We start from the raw sequence: 20518 nt of genomic DNA on the forward strand, positions 1-20518 counted from the left end.
TGAGTGCAGCTAGAATTTTTTTTGCGACTGTCCGCCTGTTATAGGCTTTGTTGCTTTTTCAATATTTTAACAATTCTGCTATTCACAATTTCTGATACGTTCCAATAGTAGAGCTTGGAATCTGTTGTGCTGTAGAACTCGACTACAACAGCATCAAGGTCTTTGTGGTATTTGGCAAAACTCTGGTAGCCCGGAACCCAGCCCGAATGCTCATACTCGTAAATGGATTCGTATATTTCCTGCTCTCCCTCTTCAAACAAGGACCCATCGTTTAAAGCCCTTAAGAAAGTACCAACATCTTCTGCTGTGGCATGCATACCATGATCGGTTCCCTTTAAATCATGGGGGTACCCTACATGATAACCGCTCATTACATCATCTATATTCACCTCACTCAGCGAACTGTAAGTATCGTTGAGACCGAGCGGCGCTAGCACTTCTTCCCGAATGAATTGAAAGTTGGAATAACCCAACGCATCGTCCATTATCTTATTGATTAGAAGGTAATTCGTGTTACTGTATTCGTAGTCTTCGCCGGGTTGAAAATTGGCTGGCTTATCCAAAATTAATGCAAGACTTTCCTCATAGGTCTCTGTTGGCTCCGCCCAAAAACCTGGCGCATCTGTAAAATTAGGAATACCACTTTTATGCTGAATCATTAACCTCAATGTGATTTTGTTGGCATTTTCAATTCTTCCTACCAATCCCGGTAAATAATCTTCGACAGTTTTATCCAAAGAAAGCTGGCCATCACTGACTAGTTTGGTGACAGCTACCGCATCATATAACTTGCTGATACTGGCAATTTTGAATAGAGCCTGAGCATTGGCAGGAGTCTGGGAATCTCGATCGTGCCAGCCGGAAGCAATATACTTCGGTGGCTTTCCTGCTTGATCCACATACAATATCATTCCGTCAAACCCATGATCGACGGCTTCATCGAGTTGCTCCTGCAAAGTACCCGGTAGGGGAAGAATCCACGCTTTTACCAAAAGCCATGGTACAAAGTATAAGGAGGAAATCGAAGCGACAATCAATACAACCCTCAGAACTTGTTTTATTTTTTTCGTGGCCATAGTGTTTCAGTTCCTTGGATTTGTTGATTTCTCAGCACCGCAATTGACTGCCACAAAAGTTAAGCGACTTCAATCTATAATGAAGCTTTAACGGAATGGTTAATAAAACCGCGTAGCTTTTAAGTTTGGAGTGCATTCCTTTGCAAGCCATATCACCAAAAATTTGAAATGACTGTAATATATTTAGAGCCGCCATCAGTAAACAGATAAACAAATGCCCCAACATTTAGCACAACCGTAATCCAAAATACAGATTGGAACTCATTCTTTTTAGATTTATGCCTCAATTTATTTTGAGCGTAAAACGCTCCAGGCCAGCCGCCAATCAGACCTAGTAGATGAAGCGTACTCTCTTTAGTACGCCATTTATCATTTTTCGCCGCGGCCTTATCCATTGCGTAAACTATAAAAGTCAATATACATGCAATAGCATATATGGCTAGCAACTGAACCGGCAATCTACCAAAAAACGTTGCTACAACCACAAAAATACAAAAACTTATAGTAAATATTGAGCCGAGAATTCTTCGATTACCTTTAGGCTTGCCACTGGCCGTCTTGGAGTGAGGGTAAGCGATATTGGCGGCTCTCAATCTACCGTCTTCCTCTTTAACCACCCGGTAAACTATTAGGGAGCCTCTGATTAAGTCCTCAGTGGCCTCTGGCTTACAGAGCTTTTCGAGGTCAAGGCGGCGATCCGATGGCGTGCCGATGGCCCGGTGAGGGGAGCCAACACAGAGATCGGAAAGCTCTGAAAGCACCGAAGGGCACGGCCAAAACGTCCATCCGCTGTGTTGCACCTCTTGCCAAGGACTATGGCCATTGCCTGCGAAGCGCGCCTTGCCGAGTGAACGTTTTGACTCGCGCAGAGACCACTGGAGACTTGATCAGAGGCTCCTTAGATCGCCATCTAGGGGTCTACGTGCCCCTCTTTCGAACGATTTTATATGAACAAACGCCTGATCCCCTCCACCACATGGCTTGACGAAACCGTAGCCTTTTTTATCATTCCAGTTTGTAACTTTTCCTTGGTTCCGCACTATAGTTCCTCAGAATGTCTGACGCCGCGCTAGAAACCTCCGTTTTTCAGATGTCATGTTTCAGCGCCTTGTTTAATGGCCCCCGAATTCCAATAAGATTTCCAAAGGGATCAACAAATTGGCACATTCCTAGACCATTCTCAATTTCGATGGGACCTCGATAAAGCTCAGCACCTAAGTTGCGAAAGTGTGACACGCCCTCTACAAGATCTTGGACCGACCAATACATTACAGTGCCGGCTTTACCACTCGCCACCTTTTCATCGCTTCGTAAAATTTCAATCATAAAATCGTCTATACGAAGAGCCCTAAATTCAAACTCAGGAAACTCTACCACGATTGCATTCGGAAACGCTTTACGATACCAAATGAACCCCGCCTCCCAATCGCGAACATGAATTAGCAAAGCCGCAGGCTTCATCATCGACTCCATTCAACAATTGCAGATCGCGCTTGCGCGTTATCCATACCTGAAAAAACAACAAGACAAGGGCGCAAGCCTATGATTTCTATAACCTTATTTGTATATTTGGTTTTAAGGAAGGAGAGGCAAGGTGTGCATGCGCAGTATTGAGGTCTCGCCACCTATCCTTCCGAACGGGTTAAGTCACTGACACTAAAACAATTTCAATGCATTGAGTACTATAAAACGAGTCATGAAGGCGCCAATTTAGCAGCAGGTATGCCCGACGCTGGATGTCTAATCCCACTTTTCCCCATGTTATTGATTATCTTTGGCGACACTGGACGGCTTGTTAGTCATTTTGCTTGACCAGTCTTGGGCAGCATTCAAGATATCTTTCTTTTGCTGCGGATCTGAAACACAGCGAGCTATCATGACGGACCCTGCCAGCAATGACATTAAAGCCCATGAGTCACTTAAATCATTTTTGCCTAATCCATCCGCAATGTTCTGCGCAATACGCTCTGAAACACCCGAATAAATTTCTTTAGTTTCTGTGTTAGCCCTCATAACATCGGCTGAAAGACCTGGGACTGCGCAGCTGCATTCAAGGTTTTCAACGTGCTCTTTACCGAGATAATAGCGTAGAAAGTATTGAGGCCATTCAGCACCAAAATCTTTCTCAAACCCCTCAATAGCCTGGGCATAATCCTCTAGCCCTTTCTTGACAACCTCACTAAACGCTTCATCCTTTGAATTAAAATGACCGTAGAACGCTCCAGAAGTCATCCCTGCCCTTTTGGCTAAGCCATTAATACCTAGCCCCCCATAGCCGTCCTCACGAAACCCTTTACCTGCCGCCTCCAGAATGTGTGAGCGTATCTTCTTCATATGTTCTTGTGATGCTCGCATATTGATCTCCCAAGCCAATAGATAGCGATCATTATATTTTATATTGACAAATATAGCGATCACTATCTATACTCAGTTAAATATAGTGACCGCTATATATAAACCAGTAGATTGAGGTACACCATGCCAGTTCAAATTATTATGACCGAAGGCTTAGCTTCAAAAGTCGAGGCTCAAAAAGCACACGCTGAGATTTCGCAAGTTTTTCTAGATCTGCATCAGATTAGCAATAACTCATTTATGCTCCCAAATATCATTGGTGAAGTTGTATTTGTTGAGGAAGGACTAACGTTCTCCGGAAAAGCAACAAGCTCAATTGCTATCGTAGAGCTTAGAGTTCCGTCATTCACCTTTGGAACTCAACAGCAAAAGGATGAGTTCGTTCAAAAAGCGACCGATATCATCTTGCGTGCAACCTCTGGCAAGCTATCGAAAGAGCATGTTTGGGTAAATGCCGTATACGCAGTAGACGGTTTGTGGGGGATTGCTGGAAAAGCATACTCAAATGAAGAACTCGGACAAGCTATTCAAACAGCAGCAGCAATTTAACTAAACTAGGCACTCTACGCTTTAAAAAAATGCGTAGAGTGTTATCTCATGGAGTTAAAGGCATGGATCAAATTATCACACCTAGATTGCTGCACGTTATGTTGCGTGTAAACAATATGGATTTATCTATAGACTTTTATACCCGAATATTTGGCATGAAAGTACTAAGGAAAAAAGACTACATAGATGGACGCTTTACCCTTGCTTTCTTAGGGTATGACGAAGAGTCAAAGTCGACTGTTGTTGAGCTCACCCACAACTGGGACGAACAATCATATGAAAAAGGCAATGCATTTGGCCATTTAGCGTTTGCTGTAAAAGACATATTTACGTTTTTTGGAAATTTGAAAAAAGATAACGTCAAATTCACGAGAGAGCCATCGCCAATGAAGTTCGACGCCTCAGAAACGATTGCTTTTATTTCTGATCCGGATGGATATACAATAGAGTTGATTGAAAGACCCTAACGCTTTATTCGACTCCACTTTCTTTGTGAGAGCTACTCGGACCGCGTTCAAAGCGTCAACAAAAACAGGATGCCACTCTGGGCTTGGGGCTTGACTCAGAGCGTGCCAAAAAAATTGAAATACATGGCCGCCATCGTCTTCGCAGTAGTGGCTCCACTCCTCAGGCAGACCATCTCCTGCCTCCATGATACAAATTCCCCAGACGGGTTCTCCGGAACGTCTTTGCCATTCAAGTAGTTGGTACTTTGCCTGCAAAGATATGCCAGCTTCCTCACTGAGTTCTCGCTCAGAAGCTTCCAGACTAGTCTCTCCCGGCTCAATAGTCCCCTTGGCTAATTGAATACCGGCTAAAGGGTGCCTGAACACGAGAATTTCCAATTGATTCTCTCGCCTGCGCATAACCACTGGGCATGCCTTATCCATATGCTACTCCACGCCCTGCAGCAGCGGCCGTAATTCCGCTGACCCTACTACTGGCCGCGCTTGCTAAATACTGACACTCGCAACAAAAATCTCATCTAACCCATCTTTTAAGTCGTAAAAAAATCGAAGACACTCCCTATTGCAGAACTGCTACTCTTATAAAATTCAGTGTAACTACATTTTTCACAAGTAACCGCGCTATACTTACTGCCCTGAATATCAAAAACTTTTGACCAAAAACCACCCGCAACTCTCATTTCTCCGGTGGTGAATTCAGTGTGCTTGCATTTAGGGCATTTCCAATTTCGGTGATGCATACATATTCCTAATTTCAAAGATGAATTCCTGCGCCTTTCTCTTCGAAAACTGGGAAGAATAGCATTTCATGTATGGGCAAAGTGCGCAGCCCTATGCCCAGTGCCTTGACTTTTTATACTTCAATATTCAAGCTCGCCTCAAGCTCACTAGCCCATACAAGGCAGCTATAGGCATCTACTGCTATTGCATTGTCTATAATCTCAACCATTTCCGAGCAAACCCATGAGTAGAGTGCAAAGTCGCCATTATTCTCACCGTAGTGAAACCAAGCATCCCATGGTGGAGTGTCATTCTCATCAATATAGAAATTTCGCTCGTTAAATGGCATTCGGTCATTAGGATTCATTTGTAAAGAACACTCAACTGCAACCATTGCATCATTAAGACTAAGATCGGGATAGAAGCACAAAATTCGCCCCTTCTTTTTCAATGAAGCCGAAGATGAGGCGAGTCTAGAATTCTTTTGCTCAATGACATAATCAATCACACCTGTGCGAGCATCATCCTCGGTATATTTGATAGCCCAATCGTCAGGACCAAAAATTTTTTTGGGAAATATTTCTTCACTTCGATGGCACAAAGCCAGATTAGATTTATCCAATCTTTCTGCACACCATATAATGGTAGAGTTTAGATTCTTATTAATATTCTTTAGCACGCTACGCCCTTGGAAATATAACTCCGCGCTCTGCGGAAATTGTAAAGTGTAGAGGAAAACATACCCAACAGTAGCGCCTTGTTATTTTCTAATTCAATTATTGGCACTGCTCTCAAAGAACTGCCAAGTTAAACTTGCAATATCTGAGATTATTCTTTTGTTAACTTCACTGCTCTCAAGAGAATCGCTAATAAATATACTTAGAAAATAGTGGCTGCCATCAGGAAAAAGATACTACCCCTAGATCATTTTGAGCACCGGTAAGCCTTCATCGTTCTTACCTGAGTGGCCTGTTTTATGGACAATAGGGATTCCCTCAGGGAGACCCGCTTTGATCGTCAATGATTAGCTGCACTCTAACCAGAAAATGACCCCGCAAACAGCTGTGGCTTGGTAGTGGATTGTTTTTCGGCAGCCTAGTGTTAAACCGCAAAGCAAGGATCTGGAAAGTCGTTAGCTTGCATTGCTACATGCCCCGACCAAACAGAACCACTGGCATTCCCTCAAAACTGGAGTTGCCAGTTTTCTGAAAGCCCAGCTTTAAAAGTACTTTAATGGATTGCTTATTACTTGGTTCAGTAAATGCTATGACATTAACCAAAGTATTGGTCTCTAGTAATTCTTTCGCCGCTTCAGTTGCATACCCTTGGCCTCGATATTCAGTACCCAAGCGAAAACCAAGCTCCAGCTGTTTACAACCGTCTATTTCGCATGCCTCTATGCCGCAATATCCGATAAGCACTCCGTCTGACTTTTGAACCACCGCCATTTTGCCAAAACCGTTTATCTGATAATTTACTACGAGACTATGAAATCTCCGCTCCGCAGCACCCTCTTCCAGCGCCCCCGTTGGGGAATACACCATAAACTCTGGGCACATTAGTAAGGATACGGCAGACGTTTGATCCTCCTGAGTAAACGGCCTTTAAATTAAGCGCGAAGTATGAATCATAGAAGCATGTAACAGCTGATTAATATGTTCAGCCATATATAGGCACTTTATCCACATATAGGAAGAAGTATCTACATATAACAACCTAGTGTCCAAATATGCACACCATCTGGATGTGCCACTTAGATGTTTCAATTGAGTCGACCAAAGAAAGGAAAGTGCTTCGCATCACTCCCGATGTGCCTATATACCTTCCAGATGGCTAAATCCACAGACTGGAATGAATGGAGAGCACCCGCCCAAACTGTAAAACACTTGAGGAAAAGAGTGTCATGGTTTCGACAATTTGGCAACTGGGATGCGTGATGGGAATTGGGAGTCTGATGTCTGAAGTCTGAAGCCTGACGCAAAGGCAAAACCCGCTACGAAGCCCCCTCACCCATGCCACTGAGCCGAGTGGAGGTTGATTTTAACGGGTAAGCAAGCAGGACGTTTGCGCAAGCATCTTCTCGCCAAGGAAGGCGAGTAGATGCGGCCCACTAAAATCAACCGGAGCGAGGGAACCCCGCAGGGGCCAGTTGCCGGGGCTCGTTTTTGGTTACTTTTTGCAGTAAAAAGTAACTCGCCCGCCCGGCGAAAGAGGGCAAAATAGAAAAGAAGTCTAATGCCGGATGTATGACGACAGACGCAAGAAAAAATACCAAGTTAGAAAATTCGCACTAGTTCGCGTCAGACCTCAGACATCCGTCGTCCGACGTATCAATAATCATCCTGCTGCGAAAAATACTCCGGCGCCAGGTTATCAAACCGGGTGTATTTACCCACAAACGCGGCGCGCACGGTACCTACTTCACCGTTACGTTGCTTACCCACAATCAACTCAGCCACGCCTTTTTCAGCGCTGTCCTCATTGTAGTATTCGTCGCGGTAGATAAACAGAATAACGTCGGCGTCCTGCTCGATGGCACCGGATTCACGCAAGTCGGAGTTCATCGGGCGTTTGTTGGGGCGTTGCTCCACACTACGGTTAAGCTGCGACAGCGCGATAACCGGGCAATCAAATTCTTTCGCCAGCGCTTTGAGGGCGCGCGAGATTTCGGAGATTTCCTGGGTGCGGCCTTCATTGGAACCGGCCACCTGCATCAGCTGCAGATAGTCGACCATAATCATGCCGGGGTTGCCGTGCTCGCGGGCAATACGGCGGGTACGGGCGCGCATTTCTTGCGGGGTTAAACCCGGGGTGTCGTCGATAAACAGCGGCTTGTCTTTGAGCTTGCTCACCGCCACTGACAGCTTAGGCCAATCTTCTTCGGTGAGCTTACCGTTGCGCATATGGCCCTGGTCGATGCGACCGACTGAGGACATCATCCGCATCACTAGCGCCGCCGAGGGCATCTCCATACTGAACACCAACACCGGGCGCTTTTGACTGAAGATGGCGGTTTCCACAAAGTTGAGTGCGAGCGCGGTTTTCCCCATGGAGGGGCGCGCGGCGAGAATAATTAACTCGCCCGGCTGCCAGCCGGATGTTTTCGCATCGAGATCCCCAATGCTGGTGGGCACACCGGTGACATCATCACCGGAGCGGAACAGCTCGTCGATGCGCTCAACGGTTTCCTTGAGCAGGCCATTCACTTCGCGCAGGCCACCCTCTTTGGGGCGATCTTCAGCGATTTGTGCCACGCGCTTTTCAGCCAACTGCAACAGGTCATCAGAGTCGAGACCGGCGGGATTGTAGCTGGACTGGCTTATTTCCTGTGCGGCGACTATCAGTTGGCGCAGGGTGGAGCGCTCGCGCACAATGCGGGCGTAGGCGGTGATGTTTTCCGCGCTGGGCGTGTTGGCGGCAAGCTCCACCAGATATCCCAAGCCACCGGCACGCTCCAACTCGCCGTGGCGCTCGAGCGCCTCAGACAGCGTGACGGCATCGAGCGGCTGCGAATCTTCCTGCAGCTCAACCATCATGCGCAGGATCTGCTTGTGATCCTCGCGGTAAAAATCGACTTCAGAGGCTATTTCCAGCACGGCATCAAGCCGGCTGTTGTCCAGCATCAGGCCACCCAGAACCGCCTGCTCGGCTTCTACCGAGGAGGGTAACTTAGCACCGGCGGAACCGGACTCGGACTCTGAGTACTGAGACAGGGCCTCTGACGACATAAATTCTCTCTTAGGGCTTTTGCATAAACATCGGGCAAAAAAAAGGGCACCCGACCGGCCGATAGCTCGGCTGTCGATAGTGCCCGATTTTTACCGTTTTGTCAGCGTAAGTAAACGCTAATCCATCATTGCCCTGCGCAAGGCGGGTAACAAGGGATCAATTACTCAGCAATAACTGACAACTTAACGGTAGCAATAATGTCGGCGTGCACCTGAACATCGATGTCATATTCGCCGATTTCGCGAATCACACCTTCTGGCAGACGAACTTCCGACTTGCTTACTTCAACGCCAGCCGCGGTGATGGTATCGGCGATGTCGCGAGTACCGATAGAACCAAACAGCTTACCTTCGTCGCCCGCATTGGCTTCAATGGTAACCGCAACTTCGGCCAGCTTGTCAGCGCGCAATTGAGCTTCAGCTTTCTTAGCTTCAGCAGCGGCTTCCAGCTCAGCACGACGAGCTTCAAATTCAGCAACGTTAGTTTCAGTTGCTGGAACGGCTTTACCTTGGGGTACCAGGAAGTTGCGGCCAAAACCGGACTTCACGGTTACTTTGTCGCCGATGGCGCCAAGCTTACCCACTTTCTCGAGCAGAATAACTTCCATCTCGTTAATCCTCTAGTTTCAATTTTGCCTGCGGTGGTCAGGGTTTAGCCCTGATCTTGCCGCGGATGTTCAACCACGTATCGCAAAAAGCGATAACGACTAACAGTATTTTTAACGGCTGCACTAACAGTAGCGCGCAATAAAACAGCACCATCCACTGGGTTGCTAAGGCCCGACGCTTAGCCACTGAATGCACCAGCGCAATACCGGCGAACAACAGTGGCTGGACGAACACCCAAACCCATACGCTCATGCTGCCTGGCTGCAAGTAGCAGTAGAGGGCGGCCACAAGGCACACCATCGCCGCTACCGGCTTTAATCGCAGCGCCCGGAACTCCTCACCGAAGCCGCCGGGGTTGTATAACTGCGCCTGCCACCAGCGCCCTAACAGCATGCTCAGAATGCAACTGAGCGTACCGAGCGCGGCGAGCCAACCCAACACCAAGGTTGTATCGGCCTCTGGCAAGGCGACCGGCTGACTTGCCTGGCTGCGCACACTGTCGAACAGTGCCTTACCCAGTTCTATCATCTCATTGATAAAACCGGGGGCCAGTTTTGCAAGCAGCAATACACCGAGCGTATTGCACGCCACTAAACCCATTAACGCATGGGCCCAGGAGGCGCTTGAGCGCAGCAATAAAGCGATGGCGAATACGCTGATTGCGCCAATCACTGCCAAAACTGCGCTTGTTTGCCCAACCACCATATACACAATGGGTGGGAGCAGTGCCCAGAGCAGAACCAACAGGCCATCGGCCATTCCGCGCCTGAGCGTAACCAGTGCAACGGCGGCGGGGCTTACCAGAGGAATCCAGTGCCCAACCAGAGCTACCGCTGCAGCCTGCGTGCGGCCTCGCATAACGAATTGAGCCAACGCACGCACAATATCTGTCTCTTACTCGTGGCTGTCCGTGTATGGCAGCAGAGCCAAGTAACGGGCGCGCTTAACAGCGGTAGCCAGCTGGCGCTGATACTTAGCTTTAGTACCTGTGATACGGCTAGGTACGATTTTGCCAGTTTCGGTGACGTAGGCTTTCAAGGTGTCCAGATCTTTATAGTCGATCTGCTTGGTGCCTTCGGCAGTGAAACGGCAGAACTTACGGCGACGAAAAAAACGAGCCATGGATTATTCTCCCTCTTTTTCAGTGGTCTGATCTTCTGCAACTTCTTCAGAAGTTTCAGCAGGCTTTTCAGACTCTTCACGACGCGGAGCACGTGGAGCCTTACGCTCACGGCTTTCTTTATCAGCTTTGGCAATCGGAGACTCTTCGGTAACAGCCTCGTCGGTACGGATAACCAGATTGCGCAGCACAGCGTCGTTGTAGCGGAAGTTGGTGGTTAATTCTTCCAGGGCTTCATCGCTACACTCAACGTTCATCAGAACGTAGTGTGCTTTGTGAATCTTGTTGATGGAGTAAGCCAGTTGACGGCGACCCCAATCTTCCAGACGGTGCACTTGACCACCACCGGTAGTAACGGTTGCGGTGTAGCGCTCGATCATGCCTGGCACTTGTTCGCTCTGATCCGGGTGGACCATAAATACGATTTCGTAATGACGCATTAATAGCTCCTTACGGGTTAAAGTCTCCCGCCATATCGCGGTAAGACAAGGAGTGGCTCACACGGGTGTGGGCCGGTTTCAATTGGAAACCACCTGCCAAGCAGACGGTAATCCAAGGGCGCGACATTTTAGGGAGTTTGGCGGAGGAACGCAAGGTTAATTTTTGGGCAGTAACGAAAGTCTGAGGTCTGAGGTCTGAGGTCTGAGGTCTGAGGTCTGAGGTCTGAGGTCTGAGGTCTGAGGTCTGAGGTCTGAGGTCTGAGGTCTGAGGTCTGAGGTCTGAGGTCAAGTTTAGCCCACCCGTCACTCGAGAATACTAATAAAACCTCGCATTCAGGTATCGGTCGTAAATCCGGCGCAGCTCACCGCTATTCTGAAGAGCCTTTAAACGAGCCTCCAGCCATTTTTTTTCTGCCTCGGCAAGACCTGCATCGGCAATAAGGAAGACATCGGAGTCTGGAATGATTGAGCTGAAATCGTAGAGTGCCAAATCATCCGGTCCAATCCCCGCGCGCATGGCCTCCCAGTGTATGCGCACATCCTCAGCCACATATAGGTCGCCGCGGTCTTTGCGCAGCATGGCCAGGGCTTGGGCATGGGAAGGTGCCTCCACTAACACATGTCCTAGCGCCTGTACCCAAGCGCTAAAGCTTCCCCCGTAGCGATAACCGTCAATGATAATAATTCGCTGAGCTTGCGCCTCCAGTGGATTATTTATATTAGGTGCCAGCCCAGCCAGCTGGTAGCTGGTACTGAACAAAGGAGTACTGGAAACCCACGTGAGGGCCTTAACCTCTGGCGCCAACCAGACTGGCGCCGCGTAGGAAACCCAGCGCTGAAAAATCTGTTCCTGCAGACCTCTCTGCAATCGACGATAGGGTAACACTCGCTCAGACACCGATATTTGGCTATTGGCCACAACCAGGTCCAACACTTCGGTAACGATTCCCGAGTAGCCATTTTGCGGGGGCGACACCTGATAGGGCTGAGAGGCAAACGCGCTAATAAGATAGGTCAGACTGGTAGGCTTGGTTGGTTCAGCGCTGGTTTCGGCTCTCGCCGCAGTCACCAACCACACAAGCGCGCACACCACCCCCAACGCTCTTTGCATTGAGAGTATTTGCACTCGCCCAGCCTTATCCTTACGCATCTATAACTCCTAACCGCACCAATCACATAAAACACTGAGCAAAACTCCTACCACTAAGTATGGTGCATTTTCCCAATAATATTATTAGCGGCATAAAAAAGGGCGAGCTCCAACTGGAGTCGCCCTTTTTACGTTCTGCCCTGTTGCATCCGACGTCAGACATCCGACGCGCGCAGCGCACACTAGCCATAAACCGGAAACTTAGCGCATACGTCCAACACTTTTTGTTTCACACTGGCGATGACTTCTGAGGCGTCGCCTTTTTCCAGCCCGTCGAGTACATCGCACATCCAGTGTGCCAGGTCGGTGCATTCGCTCTCGCCGAAGCCGCGGGTCGTAATCGCAGGAGTACCCACACGCAAGCCAGAGGTAACAAACGGCGAGCGCGGGTCGTTCGGCACGGCGTTTTTATTCACCGTGATATTCGCCTCGCCCAGTGCGGCATCGGCGTCTTTGCCCGAGTACTCTTTGCCGATCAGGCTGACCAGCATCAGGTGGTTTTCGGTACCGCCAGAGACGACATCCAGTCCGCGCGCTAAAAACACCTTGGCCATGGCCTTAGCATTTTTGACAACTTGCTGTTGGTAGGTTTTGTAGTCATCGCTCATGGCTTCTTTGAAGCTGATCGCTTTGGCGGCAATCACGTGCATCAATGGGCCACCCTGACCACCGGGGAATACCGCGGAGTTGAGCTTTTTCTCGATCTCTTCATTGGCCTTGGCGAGGATAATACCGCCGCGTGGGCCGCGCAGAGTTTTGTGCGTGGTAGAGGTAACCACGTGGGCGTGTGGGATTGGGCTTGGGTATACGCCCGCGGCCACAAGACCTGCCACGTGAGCCATATCGACCAGTAAGTAAGCGCCAACTTTGTCAGCGATTTCGCGGAACTTAGCCCAGTCCAGCACCTGCGAGTAAGCGGAGAAACCGGCCACAATCATAGTGGGCTTGTGCTCCACCGCCAAGCGCTCAACTTCTTCCATGTCGACAAGTCCAGTGTCGGCGTTCAAACCGTACTGAATAGCGTTGTAGGTTTTACCCGAAAAGTTAGGCTTGGCCCCGTGAGTCAGGTGGCCGCCGGCGTCCAGGCTCATACCCAAAATGGTATCGCCTGGCTTACACAGCGCCTGGTATACCGCACCATTGGCTTGAGAACCTGAGTGAGGTTGAACATTGGCGTAATCGGCGCCGAACAGCTCACAGGCGCGCTCAATCGCTAACTGCTCGCTTTTGTCGACATACTCACAGCCACCGTAGTAACGCTTACCCGGATAACCTTCGGCGTATTTGTTGGTCAGCTTGGTACCCTGCGCCGCCATAACCATGGGGCTGGTGTAATTTTCAGACGCGATCAGCTCAATGTGCTCTTCCTGACGGCGGCTTTCATTCTCGATTGAATCCCAAATTTCCGGATCAAAAGAGGCAATTGTTTGGTCTTTATCAAACATGGGCAATTCCTAAACTAACGGGCAGCGCGCCGGCACTGCCGGGTTGATGGGTATCGGTGGAAAAAGGAAGGCGCGATTGTACACCAATCGACCAGAGTTTTGCATCTATTAACTTGGCCGGAAATCGGCACAGATAGAGGCCTTAACATGACATACAGAAAGCACCCGGCAACGAAGCGAGGCCAGCCCTCTTCACTATTTTAAAGCCTGCAGAATACCGACCTAAGGCGCCACAACGAAGGTATCGGCGGAATAGTCGCCGGCGACAAAGTCCTGCAAATTTTGCTGTGTCACACGAGCGATTTCGGCCAGGGCCTCGCGAGTAAAAAAGGCCTGATGGCCGGTGATCACCACATTGGGAAAGGTGAGCAGGCGGGCAAAAACATCGTCTTGCAAAATACCCTCAGACAGGTCGTCGAAAAACAGCCCTGCCTCTTCTTCGTAAACATCCAACCCCAGGTAACCGATGCGACCACTTTTGAGCGCCTCAATCACCGCGCGGGTATCAATCAAACCACCGCGACTGGTGTTGATCAGCATCACGCCCGGCTGCATTTGCTGCAGCGCATTCGCGTTAACCAAATGGCGCGTAGCTTCAAGTAATGGGCAGTGTAATGACACTATGTCTGAGTGCGCCCACAACTGCTCTAAGCTAACCGGTTCAGCCAGCGCCGCCATGGTCTCACTGACTGCGGGATCATAAACCAATGTGCGGCAACCAAATCCGCGCATAATGCGGGCAAAGGCCTGGCCGATTTTACCGCCACCGACAACTCCCACCGTTTTGCCGTGCAAGTCAAACCCGAGCAGACCATCCAGCGAATAATCTTGTTCGCGCACCCGCGCATAGGCGCGGCGAATATGCCGGTTTAAATCCAGCACTAACGCAACAGCGTGCTCGGCTACAGCGTAAGGCGAGTACTCCGGCACCCGGCAGACCGCAACACCTAAGCGTTCAGCCGCGGCAATGTCGACGTTGTTGTAGCCGGCGCAGCGCATGGCCACCAGTTTGACGCCGAGCTCGGACAACTGCTGAAGCACAGGCTCATCAACAATGTCATTGACAAAACAGCACACCCCATCGAAGCCGGCCGCCAAAGGCGCACTTTGTTCGTTTAAGTGCGCCTCAATAAACGTCAGGTGCCAGTCTTCCAGATCACCCAAATAGAGCCGGTCATAACGCTTGGCATTAAAAACCGCGAGCTTCACTCTGCCGGCGCACCGACGCTGGGATCAACGGTGAAAAAAGAGATACTCATGGGGTAATTTTGAATCACGCCGTCTTTGGCACGTATGGCGCCAATTACGGTAAAGATAATGGATATCACCCCCAGCGCAATCGTCAGGAAAATTCCAATGAAGATAAGCCATAACACAAAACAAATCATAAAGTAGATAAAAGAACTGATAATCCAGTTAAAAACTACCTTCCCCTGCTCATTAATGTAAGGATCGTCACGGCGAATCAGCCACATCACCAGTGGCGCAATCCAACCACACATAAGCAACAGGTAACCGCACAACTGTGCAAAGTGCATCAACATGCTGTAAGTGCGGTTATCCATATCCACCGACGCAGTGGCAGGCACATCGCCCCCCAGCGCTTTGGTTTTGGCCTTGTCGTACTCTTCCTGAGTAATCATGCCCTTCTCTTTCAGCTCGTTGAGCTTTTCGATTTTCTCCAGATCCATTGCCGTCTCCTGTTAGGTAGCCTCATTCAGTATTGTTTAACGTGCAGCCTGAGTCAAAAGGCGCAAGTACTTTCTCACCGCGACAGCAAACCGTTCATACTGCTTACCAAGCAAAGCGAAGAGTTCAGCTTCCGTTATACAACCAATGTTTGCCCGGTGCGTATTTTTGGCCACCCGCAGCGCTTCCTGACACGCCCAAACACCCTCTATACCATCCATTTCTGACCAGCCAACACCAAGCTTTTGTCGCTGCTGGTTATGTGCCGCCACCAAGTCGCCAAGGTTTGTTTTGAGCGGCATAGTATTCACGTGAACATAATCGGGAGTATTAGAAAATGGGTTTAGATTACCGGCATTGTTGGTTATCACAAACTGACCGTCATCAGACATACTTTCTAGCTGAATCAGGTTGGATGACTTCCAGCGACGCAGCACGAGCATAATCAACCAGAGCCACAAGGCGGGCTTAAGCGGACTAAAACGCACAGCGGCCACACTGGTGCGACGATCTTCCGCCAAAAAGAACCGTACGATGGCGCGTTTACCCAACATTTGCCGCAAGCCAACCGGCTCGAAATCCCCCAAAGGGGAATAGCCCAGCGGCGCCAGTTGTTTTTCGACTCTATTGCAATGAGCGCGATTCGCAGCGCAGAACTCGCTGGCTTCCACGGGCTGGTAATCGGCTGCGGGCTCCCGAGCCTGCTTAATAATATCCTGGGCGATACTCAGAGCGATTGCTTCGTCAGGATCATCCCCCATGGCCTCCACAAGCTCCAACATAGGGCCACCTTCGACGTGCTGGTCAACCAGGGCATCCATGACATTATTAGCCATATAATCATCGAGACTAAGCTCACCATCGTCCGCCGAAGGCATACCTTCACGCAGAGTACCGGCTAAAGACTCGCGCTCATTGCGACCACCGTATAAACAGCCATCGCGCTCCTCGATGACAAACTCGCGGTAATCTTCCGCCTCCGAATCCAGGTACTCCAGTGCCCGGTTGAAATCGTCAATGGCTTCATCAAATTCGGTGAGTTGTTTATGGATACCTGCGCGCTTGAAATACAGATGCCAGTCGTCCGGCTCAATCTCAATGGCCCGACCAACATCGGCGATCGCTTTTCGCAGCGGCACCACAGCATAGGCCATTACGCCGAGACTGTCTTTAACCCGAGCCTCATCCAGCGCCGGCCTCAGCGCTATGGCACGGTACAAGTCCGCGCGCTCGACCAAAAGATCCCGCCGGTGATCAGGGTGATCGGTCATTAAAAGCTCAAGCGTCTGATGCATAGCATCCCGGTCACCCCGCTCAGAATGGACAAAGGCCTGCAAGCGCCGCAGCTCGTAGTGCCGAGGTAACACCGCCTCTGCCTTTGCCAACGCTTTGAGCGCGTTGTCATAATCTTCCTCGGCTAGATACACATGTACCAGACGCCCCCACAACTCGACAATTTTGGGTCGACGCTTCAAGGCCCGCAACAATACCTGCCGCGCTTTGTCGTACAACTTCAGCTCGCACAGCGCATCGAGCACGGCCTCAATCAGTTCGATATTATCTTCATCTGCTTTGTACAAGGAGCTGAGCAGTTTCAGCGCCGCACGAGGTTTATCGTCGTCAAGTAGCTGGCGAGCTGTCTCCAGCTGCCCCTGCTGGTCTGTCGTTAACATAGGCCCTCTTAGTTTTCTTATTTTTTATGCAAATAATACCGTGTCGGGTGACAATTGAAACACCCACAAAACACACGCCGTATGCTCACAGGGCCACCCGAGTCTACAATAAACGCCGCACCTGAAAGAGACAAAAATGCTACGAGCTAGCTGCGCTTTTGCCCAAAAACAATTTTCTCTAGGCGACTTTCAAAGCCTGGCTCGGCATCGTAGAACTCGATGTTACCATCGAGTATTTGTTGCAGCAGTTCCGCGCGGCGCCACTCTTTTAGCTTGCGCTGGTACTGATCATAAAAAATGTACTTGCCTGTCGAGGGAATGATCATGCCCAACGAACAGCGTTCGCGCACATTGTCGGCTAACACAATATCGGCCAGCACGCCCGGGGTGAGCGCTGCAATGTCCGCCTCGGCGACTTCCGTGCGTTTTGCCAGCAGTACCTGACGCGCTTGCGCCTCGGCCGCTTCGCGCTCCAGCTTTAACGCTTGTAGGCGGGCTAACTCATCGGCCATGGCTTTTTGTCGCGCGGCCTTGTCGGCCAGTTTACGTGCGGCTATGGCGCGTTCGCGCTCTTGGCGTTCACGCTCTTGCTGGGCCTGACGCTGCCGCGCCATTTTTTCATGCATTTCCCATTTTACCCGCGCCTCGCTGTGGCAATGCACCAAGCGGGCCCAGGCTTTATTCATTGCTGTACTGTAAACCTTCTGTTGCGCCAAAGGCTGTACCTGGCGGTTATCAAGCGCGTCAAGATAATTACCCACCGACATTTGCGCCACTTTATGCCCCAGACGATTAACGAAAATCAATTCGTCAGAGACTGGTGACTGCAGCAAGTACTGACAGCGAAGATCACCTTCGGTGGTGCCTGAAAACAACAACCAATCCCCACAGCTAAGGTTGTGCTCGTCTTGATCGCGCCTATGAGTGCGAATTCGCGGTGCGGTTTTTTTGCCAAACATAGGCGGAGCAATAGAGGTTTCAAGCCCTTTACCCGCAATCAGCCGGTCAACACCATCGACCACATTGTGGACAAACTGGTGGTACTCCTGCGACTCGCAATTGACCGGCGGCTTGGTAGCTCCCAAGCGCGCACCGAATCTTGGGGCTGCACGTTCAAACTCGGCGCGTGCCTCATCTGTTTTATTGGGTTCAAAAAAGCGACAGAGCGTTTGCATCAGGTCAGTCCAAAGCTCCCAATCGTCACGCTTATCGTTGATTAGGTAATACTGCAAAGCGGGGGCGATGGAATGGTTAATGTAGCTAAATACCTCATCGGGCAAGCTACTGCCAGCCATCCATTCATTAAGAGCGTCTTTCACTTGCATTCGCGCTTGCTGAACTTTGCGCTGGCCAAGCTCGGTATCGCGAATTCGCGCTGCTAACCGGGCTGCGCGGTCTAGATCACGGCCTGCCCTGTGATTAAACGCCTCAATAGCTTGCAGGCTTTGCTCCAAATTATCGGGCGTTAACTGTTGTAAAGTTTCATCGCATCGCACCAAAAATTTATCCGCCGCCGTGCCAAGCCCCGGATACCAACTTTGCCAATGAAAGAAAAAATTATCCCAAGCGTCAAACCAGCGCCTGTCAAAAACTGCAGCGGCAGGCTCTGGTTGTGCCAAAAGGTTTACCAATAAACGCTGAACTTGGGTAAGGCGATCGGACAAGTCAGTATCGCAGTGCATATTATCTCGCACATTGCGCGCCAACCACAGACCAAACAACCAGGTAGCATCGGCCTCGGGGGCGCGCTTGCGGAACTCTTGGTAGGGCAACCGGGGCAGCTGCAACATACCGGCCTGCAACTGTTCGCTGAGCGCTTTATGAGCATCTTCCCAAAGGCTTAAATCCGACAAGTATGCCGCTAATGCCTGCTGTGTATGCTCCATACATCTCCCTACATCCAAAACACAAAGAACGGCCTACACGGCGCCTATTTATACATTACCATAAAACGCGGGCGCGAAAACCTAACCTCTAAGCCATTAATACAGGAACTTACCGAGCAATGATTTTGAACACTGAAACCGGACTCAAGTACCGGCCATCTGCATAGACGGGACCGCTAACCCAGCACGACTCAGCGCCGGGTTAGCGGTAAAGAAGGGAAAAACGTACCAGTGATTAGTGATCGTGGCCTTCGTGCTCGTGGGCTTCGCCGCCATGGCCCAACCACACACCGACCGATGGCTCAAAATCCAGCGCCCAGTGCTCACCCAAGGTTAGCTCTTCGACGTCAACGGGCACAACTTCGGACAAGGCCGGGTTCACAATATAGACACTATGTCCCGTTGGGCCGGCGATCATACGCAGACTCTGATCATCCGTCAGGCCACTGGCGTCGGTCGCGGCCAGTTCACCATGCACGGACCAATCAGCCACATCAAACACAACCATGGAACCATCAGCCAGTAGGGCAACAAAGAACTCGCCATCGGCAGCAAATTCCGCGGCCACAACACCTACATCAGACTCCCAGCCCAGCGTTTGCAAGGTCGCCTCGTGCGGCTCGATCAGCACCAGTTGGCCCGACGCCAAACCGATCACATCGTGCACTTGGTGGTGCGCACGCAAGCTGCCCACACGTGCATCGCCGCTAAGCACATCTCCATGGGTAATTTTATTTACCTCAAAGCCATCGTGCTCCTCAATAACTAACACACCATCGCCACAGGCAAAGAACACATGCTCTTCATTTTGCGCACTGCCGTGTAATGCTGGACAGGGCTCATCAAAGATAGCTTCCAATTCATATTCGGTGTCGTGTAAGTGATACACGCTGACGCGATCCGGCAAAGTGGATGCGGCATCGGCATTGCGCTCAGTGGTATACAAATGCTCGCCGCGCACCTGCGCCGCCCCGTGCATATGGGTAGTAAAACTCAAGGTATTGGCAAGACCATTGTCCGCCACAGAGTGCGCATCGAAGGTAGCCACTCCAGCGACATCACCGGTTTCTCCATTGCCATCGTAAAACACCGCCACCTGCTCATCATCAAAGGTGTAGTGAGTTGGCTTGACGCCGTCCAGATGGAAATCCTGAATAGCCGGTGCCTCGGTGTAGGGGTGATCGTGATCACCGTGGTCTTCGACCCAGACGCCACCGTCAATAAAACTCACCCAATTATCATCGCGATGAACGAGTGCGGCGTAGCGATATCCCGGCACGGGGTAGGCATAGCCGATCGGCGCCGGCAACGTTAGGCTCGATACTTTTTCGACGTGTTCAATATCAAACACGTGCGCGAGCTCGGTACCGGCTTCAACCAACACCAGACGTGCCTCGCTAATGCCCTCTTCATGTTCATCGTCATGATCGTGCTCGTCTTCATCGTCGTGCTCATCATGGTCGTGATCGTGTTCATCCTCATGGCCAGGCTGCGCGACATCTTGCGCATAAATATTGGTTTCGCTGTCACCACCGCAGGCACTCAACATAAGAGCCAGAATAATGGCCGACAAGGGTTTTACATTTTTTTCTAACAACATTTTAAATCTCC

At 50.2% G+C, this 20518-nt stretch carries 22 protein-coding genes and 1 pseudogene; 2 read left to right on the plus strand and 21 right to left on the minus strand.

The window, feature by feature from the left end:
- Positions 1-38: 38 nt before the first annotated feature.
- The 5 genes from QWI17_RS13605 to QWI17_RS13620 all read right to left on the minus strand — a co-directional run bounded on the left by QWI17_RS13605 (position 39) and on the right by QWI17_RS13620 (position 3431).
- On the minus strand, positions 39-1076 hold the full coding sequence (locus tag QWI17_RS13605) for a serine hydrolase domain-containing protein (protein WP_302723061.1): 1038 nt from the start codon (positions 1074-1076) through the stop codon (positions 39-41).
- Between the two features lie 152 nt (positions 1077-1228).
- Entirely contained in the window at positions 1229-1669 is a 441-nt protein-coding gene (locus QWI17_RS13610) for a DUF1294 domain-containing protein (protein ID WP_302723062.1), read from the minus strand.
- A gap of 294 nt (positions 1670-1963) precedes the next feature.
- Positions 1964-2116 (minus strand): cold shock domain-containing protein, encoded by a 153-nt coding sequence (locus QWI17_RS23665; protein WP_368045345.1) that lies wholly within the window; start codon positions 2114-2116, stop codon positions 1964-1966.
- A 46-nt stretch (positions 2117-2162) separates the two neighbouring features.
- Entirely contained in the window at positions 2163-2537 is a 375-nt protein-coding gene (locus QWI17_RS13615; RefSeq protein WP_302723063.1) for a VOC family protein, read from the minus strand.
- A gap of 300 nt (positions 2538-2837) precedes the next feature.
- Positions 2838-3431 (minus strand): TetR/AcrR family transcriptional regulator, encoded by a 594-nt coding sequence (locus tag QWI17_RS13620; protein WP_302723064.1) that lies wholly within the window; start codon positions 3429-3431, stop codon positions 2838-2840.
- A 123-nt stretch (positions 3432-3554) separates the two neighbouring features.
- On the opposite strand from QWI17_RS13620, the gene QWI17_RS13625 reads away from it, so the two are divergent.
- Together QWI17_RS13625 and gloA are read left to right on the plus strand one after the other, a co-directional pair.
- Entirely contained in the window at positions 3555-3980 is a 426-nt protein-coding gene (locus QWI17_RS13625) for a hypothetical protein (RefSeq protein WP_302723065.1), read from the plus strand.
- A 62-nt stretch (positions 3981-4042) separates the two neighbouring features.
- The gene (gene gloA, locus QWI17_RS13630; protein ID WP_302723066.1) at positions 4043-4447 is read left to right on the plus strand and encodes a lactoylglutathione lyase; all 405 of its coding nucleotides are present in this window, start codon (positions 4043-4045) and stop codon (positions 4445-4447) included.
- Here the strand turns inward: gloA and QWI17_RS13635 are convergent.
- From QWI17_RS13635 to QWI17_RS13705, 16 genes and pseudogenes are all read right to left on the minus strand, one after another.
- On the minus strand, positions 4382-4870 hold the full coding sequence (locus QWI17_RS13635; RefSeq protein WP_368045346.1) for an NUDIX hydrolase: 489 nt from the start codon (positions 4868-4870) through the stop codon (positions 4382-4384). The genes gloA and QWI17_RS13635 overlap by 66 nt on opposite strands.
- A 107-nt stretch (positions 4871-4977) precedes the next feature.
- Positions 4978-5187 (minus strand): zinc ribbon domain-containing protein, encoded by a 210-nt coding sequence (locus tag QWI17_RS23670; RefSeq protein WP_368045347.1) that lies wholly within the window; start codon positions 5185-5187, stop codon positions 4978-4980.
- Positions 5188-5300: 113 nt separating this feature from the next.
- Positions 5301-5789: a hypothetical protein gene (locus QWI17_RS13640; RefSeq protein WP_302723067.1), complete on the minus strand. Its 489-nt coding sequence runs from the start codon at positions 5787-5789 to the stop codon at positions 5301-5303.
- Between the two features lie 523 nt (positions 5790-6312).
- Positions 6313-6759 (minus strand): annotated as a pseudogene (locus QWI17_RS13645) (GNAT family N-acetyltransferase); the annotation flags it as partial.
- Between the two features lie 738 nt (positions 6760-7497).
- On the minus strand, positions 7498-8895 hold the full coding sequence (dnaB, locus tag QWI17_RS13650) for a replicative DNA helicase (RefSeq protein ID WP_302723068.1): 1398 nt from the start codon (positions 8893-8895) through the stop codon (positions 7498-7500).
- Positions 8896-9056: 161 nt separating this feature from the next.
- The gene (rplI, locus tag QWI17_RS13655) at positions 9057-9503 is read right to left on the minus strand and encodes a 50S ribosomal protein L9 (protein ID WP_302723069.1); all 447 of its coding nucleotides are present in this window, start codon (positions 9501-9503) and stop codon (positions 9057-9059) included.
- Between the two features lie 37 nt (positions 9504-9540).
- Positions 9541-10386 (minus strand): hypothetical protein, encoded by an 846-nt coding sequence (locus tag QWI17_RS13660; RefSeq protein ID WP_302723070.1) that lies wholly within the window; start codon positions 10384-10386, stop codon positions 9541-9543.
- Between the two features lie 12 nt (positions 10387-10398).
- Positions 10399-10626, minus strand: coding sequence for a 30S ribosomal protein S18 (gene rpsR / locus QWI17_RS13665; protein ID WP_302723071.1), 228 nt, complete (start codon positions 10624-10626; stop codon positions 10399-10401).
- A gap of 3 nt (positions 10627-10629) precedes the next feature.
- Complete coding sequence (rpsF, locus tag QWI17_RS13670; protein WP_302723072.1) at positions 10630-11064, minus strand: 30S ribosomal protein S6; 435 nt, start codon at positions 11062-11064, stop codon at positions 10630-10632.
- A gap of 316 nt (positions 11065-11380) precedes the next feature.
- On the minus strand, positions 11381-12214 hold the full coding sequence (locus QWI17_RS13675) for a transporter substrate-binding domain-containing protein (protein ID WP_302723073.1): 834 nt from the start codon (positions 12212-12214) through the stop codon (positions 11381-11383).
- A 182-nt stretch (positions 12215-12396) separates the two neighbouring features.
- The gene (glyA, locus tag QWI17_RS13680; protein ID WP_302723074.1) at positions 12397-13659 is read right to left on the minus strand and encodes a serine hydroxymethyltransferase; all 1263 of its coding nucleotides are present in this window, start codon (positions 13657-13659) and stop codon (positions 12397-12399) included.
- 222 nt (positions 13660-13881) lie between these two features.
- A complete protein-coding gene (locus tag QWI17_RS13685) occupies positions 13882-14868 on the minus strand; it encodes a 2-hydroxyacid dehydrogenase (RefSeq protein ID WP_302723075.1) in 987 nt (328 codons plus the stop codon).
- Positions 14865-15350, minus strand: coding sequence for a magnetosome magnetite crystal formation protein family (locus QWI17_RS13690; RefSeq protein WP_302723076.1), 486 nt, complete (start codon positions 15348-15350; stop codon positions 14865-14867). Before QWI17_RS13690 ends, QWI17_RS13685 begins: the two co-directional genes overlap by 4 nt.
- Before the next feature lie 36 nt (positions 15351-15386).
- Entirely contained in the window at positions 15387-17021 is a 1635-nt protein-coding gene (locus QWI17_RS13695) for a tetratricopeptide repeat protein (protein ID WP_302723077.1), read from the minus strand.
- Between the two features lie 146 nt (positions 17022-17167).
- A complete protein-coding gene (locus QWI17_RS13700; protein WP_302723078.1) occupies positions 17168-18907 on the minus strand; it encodes a DUF1631 family protein in 1740 nt (579 codons plus the stop codon).
- A gap of 235 nt (positions 18908-19142) precedes the next feature.
- Positions 19143-20507 carry a hypothetical protein gene (locus tag QWI17_RS13705; RefSeq protein ID WP_302723079.1) on the minus strand — a complete coding sequence of 455 codons (1365 nt, stop codon included), beginning with the start codon at positions 20505-20507 and terminating at the stop codon, positions 19143-19145.
- Positions 20508-20518: the final 11 nt, after the last annotated feature.

Origin of the sequence: Gilvimarinus gilvus (assembly GCF_030518155.1) — a bacterium.
Taxonomy (GTDB): Bacteria; Pseudomonadota; Gammaproteobacteria; order Pseudomonadales; family Cellvibrionaceae; genus Gilvimarinus; species Gilvimarinus gilvus.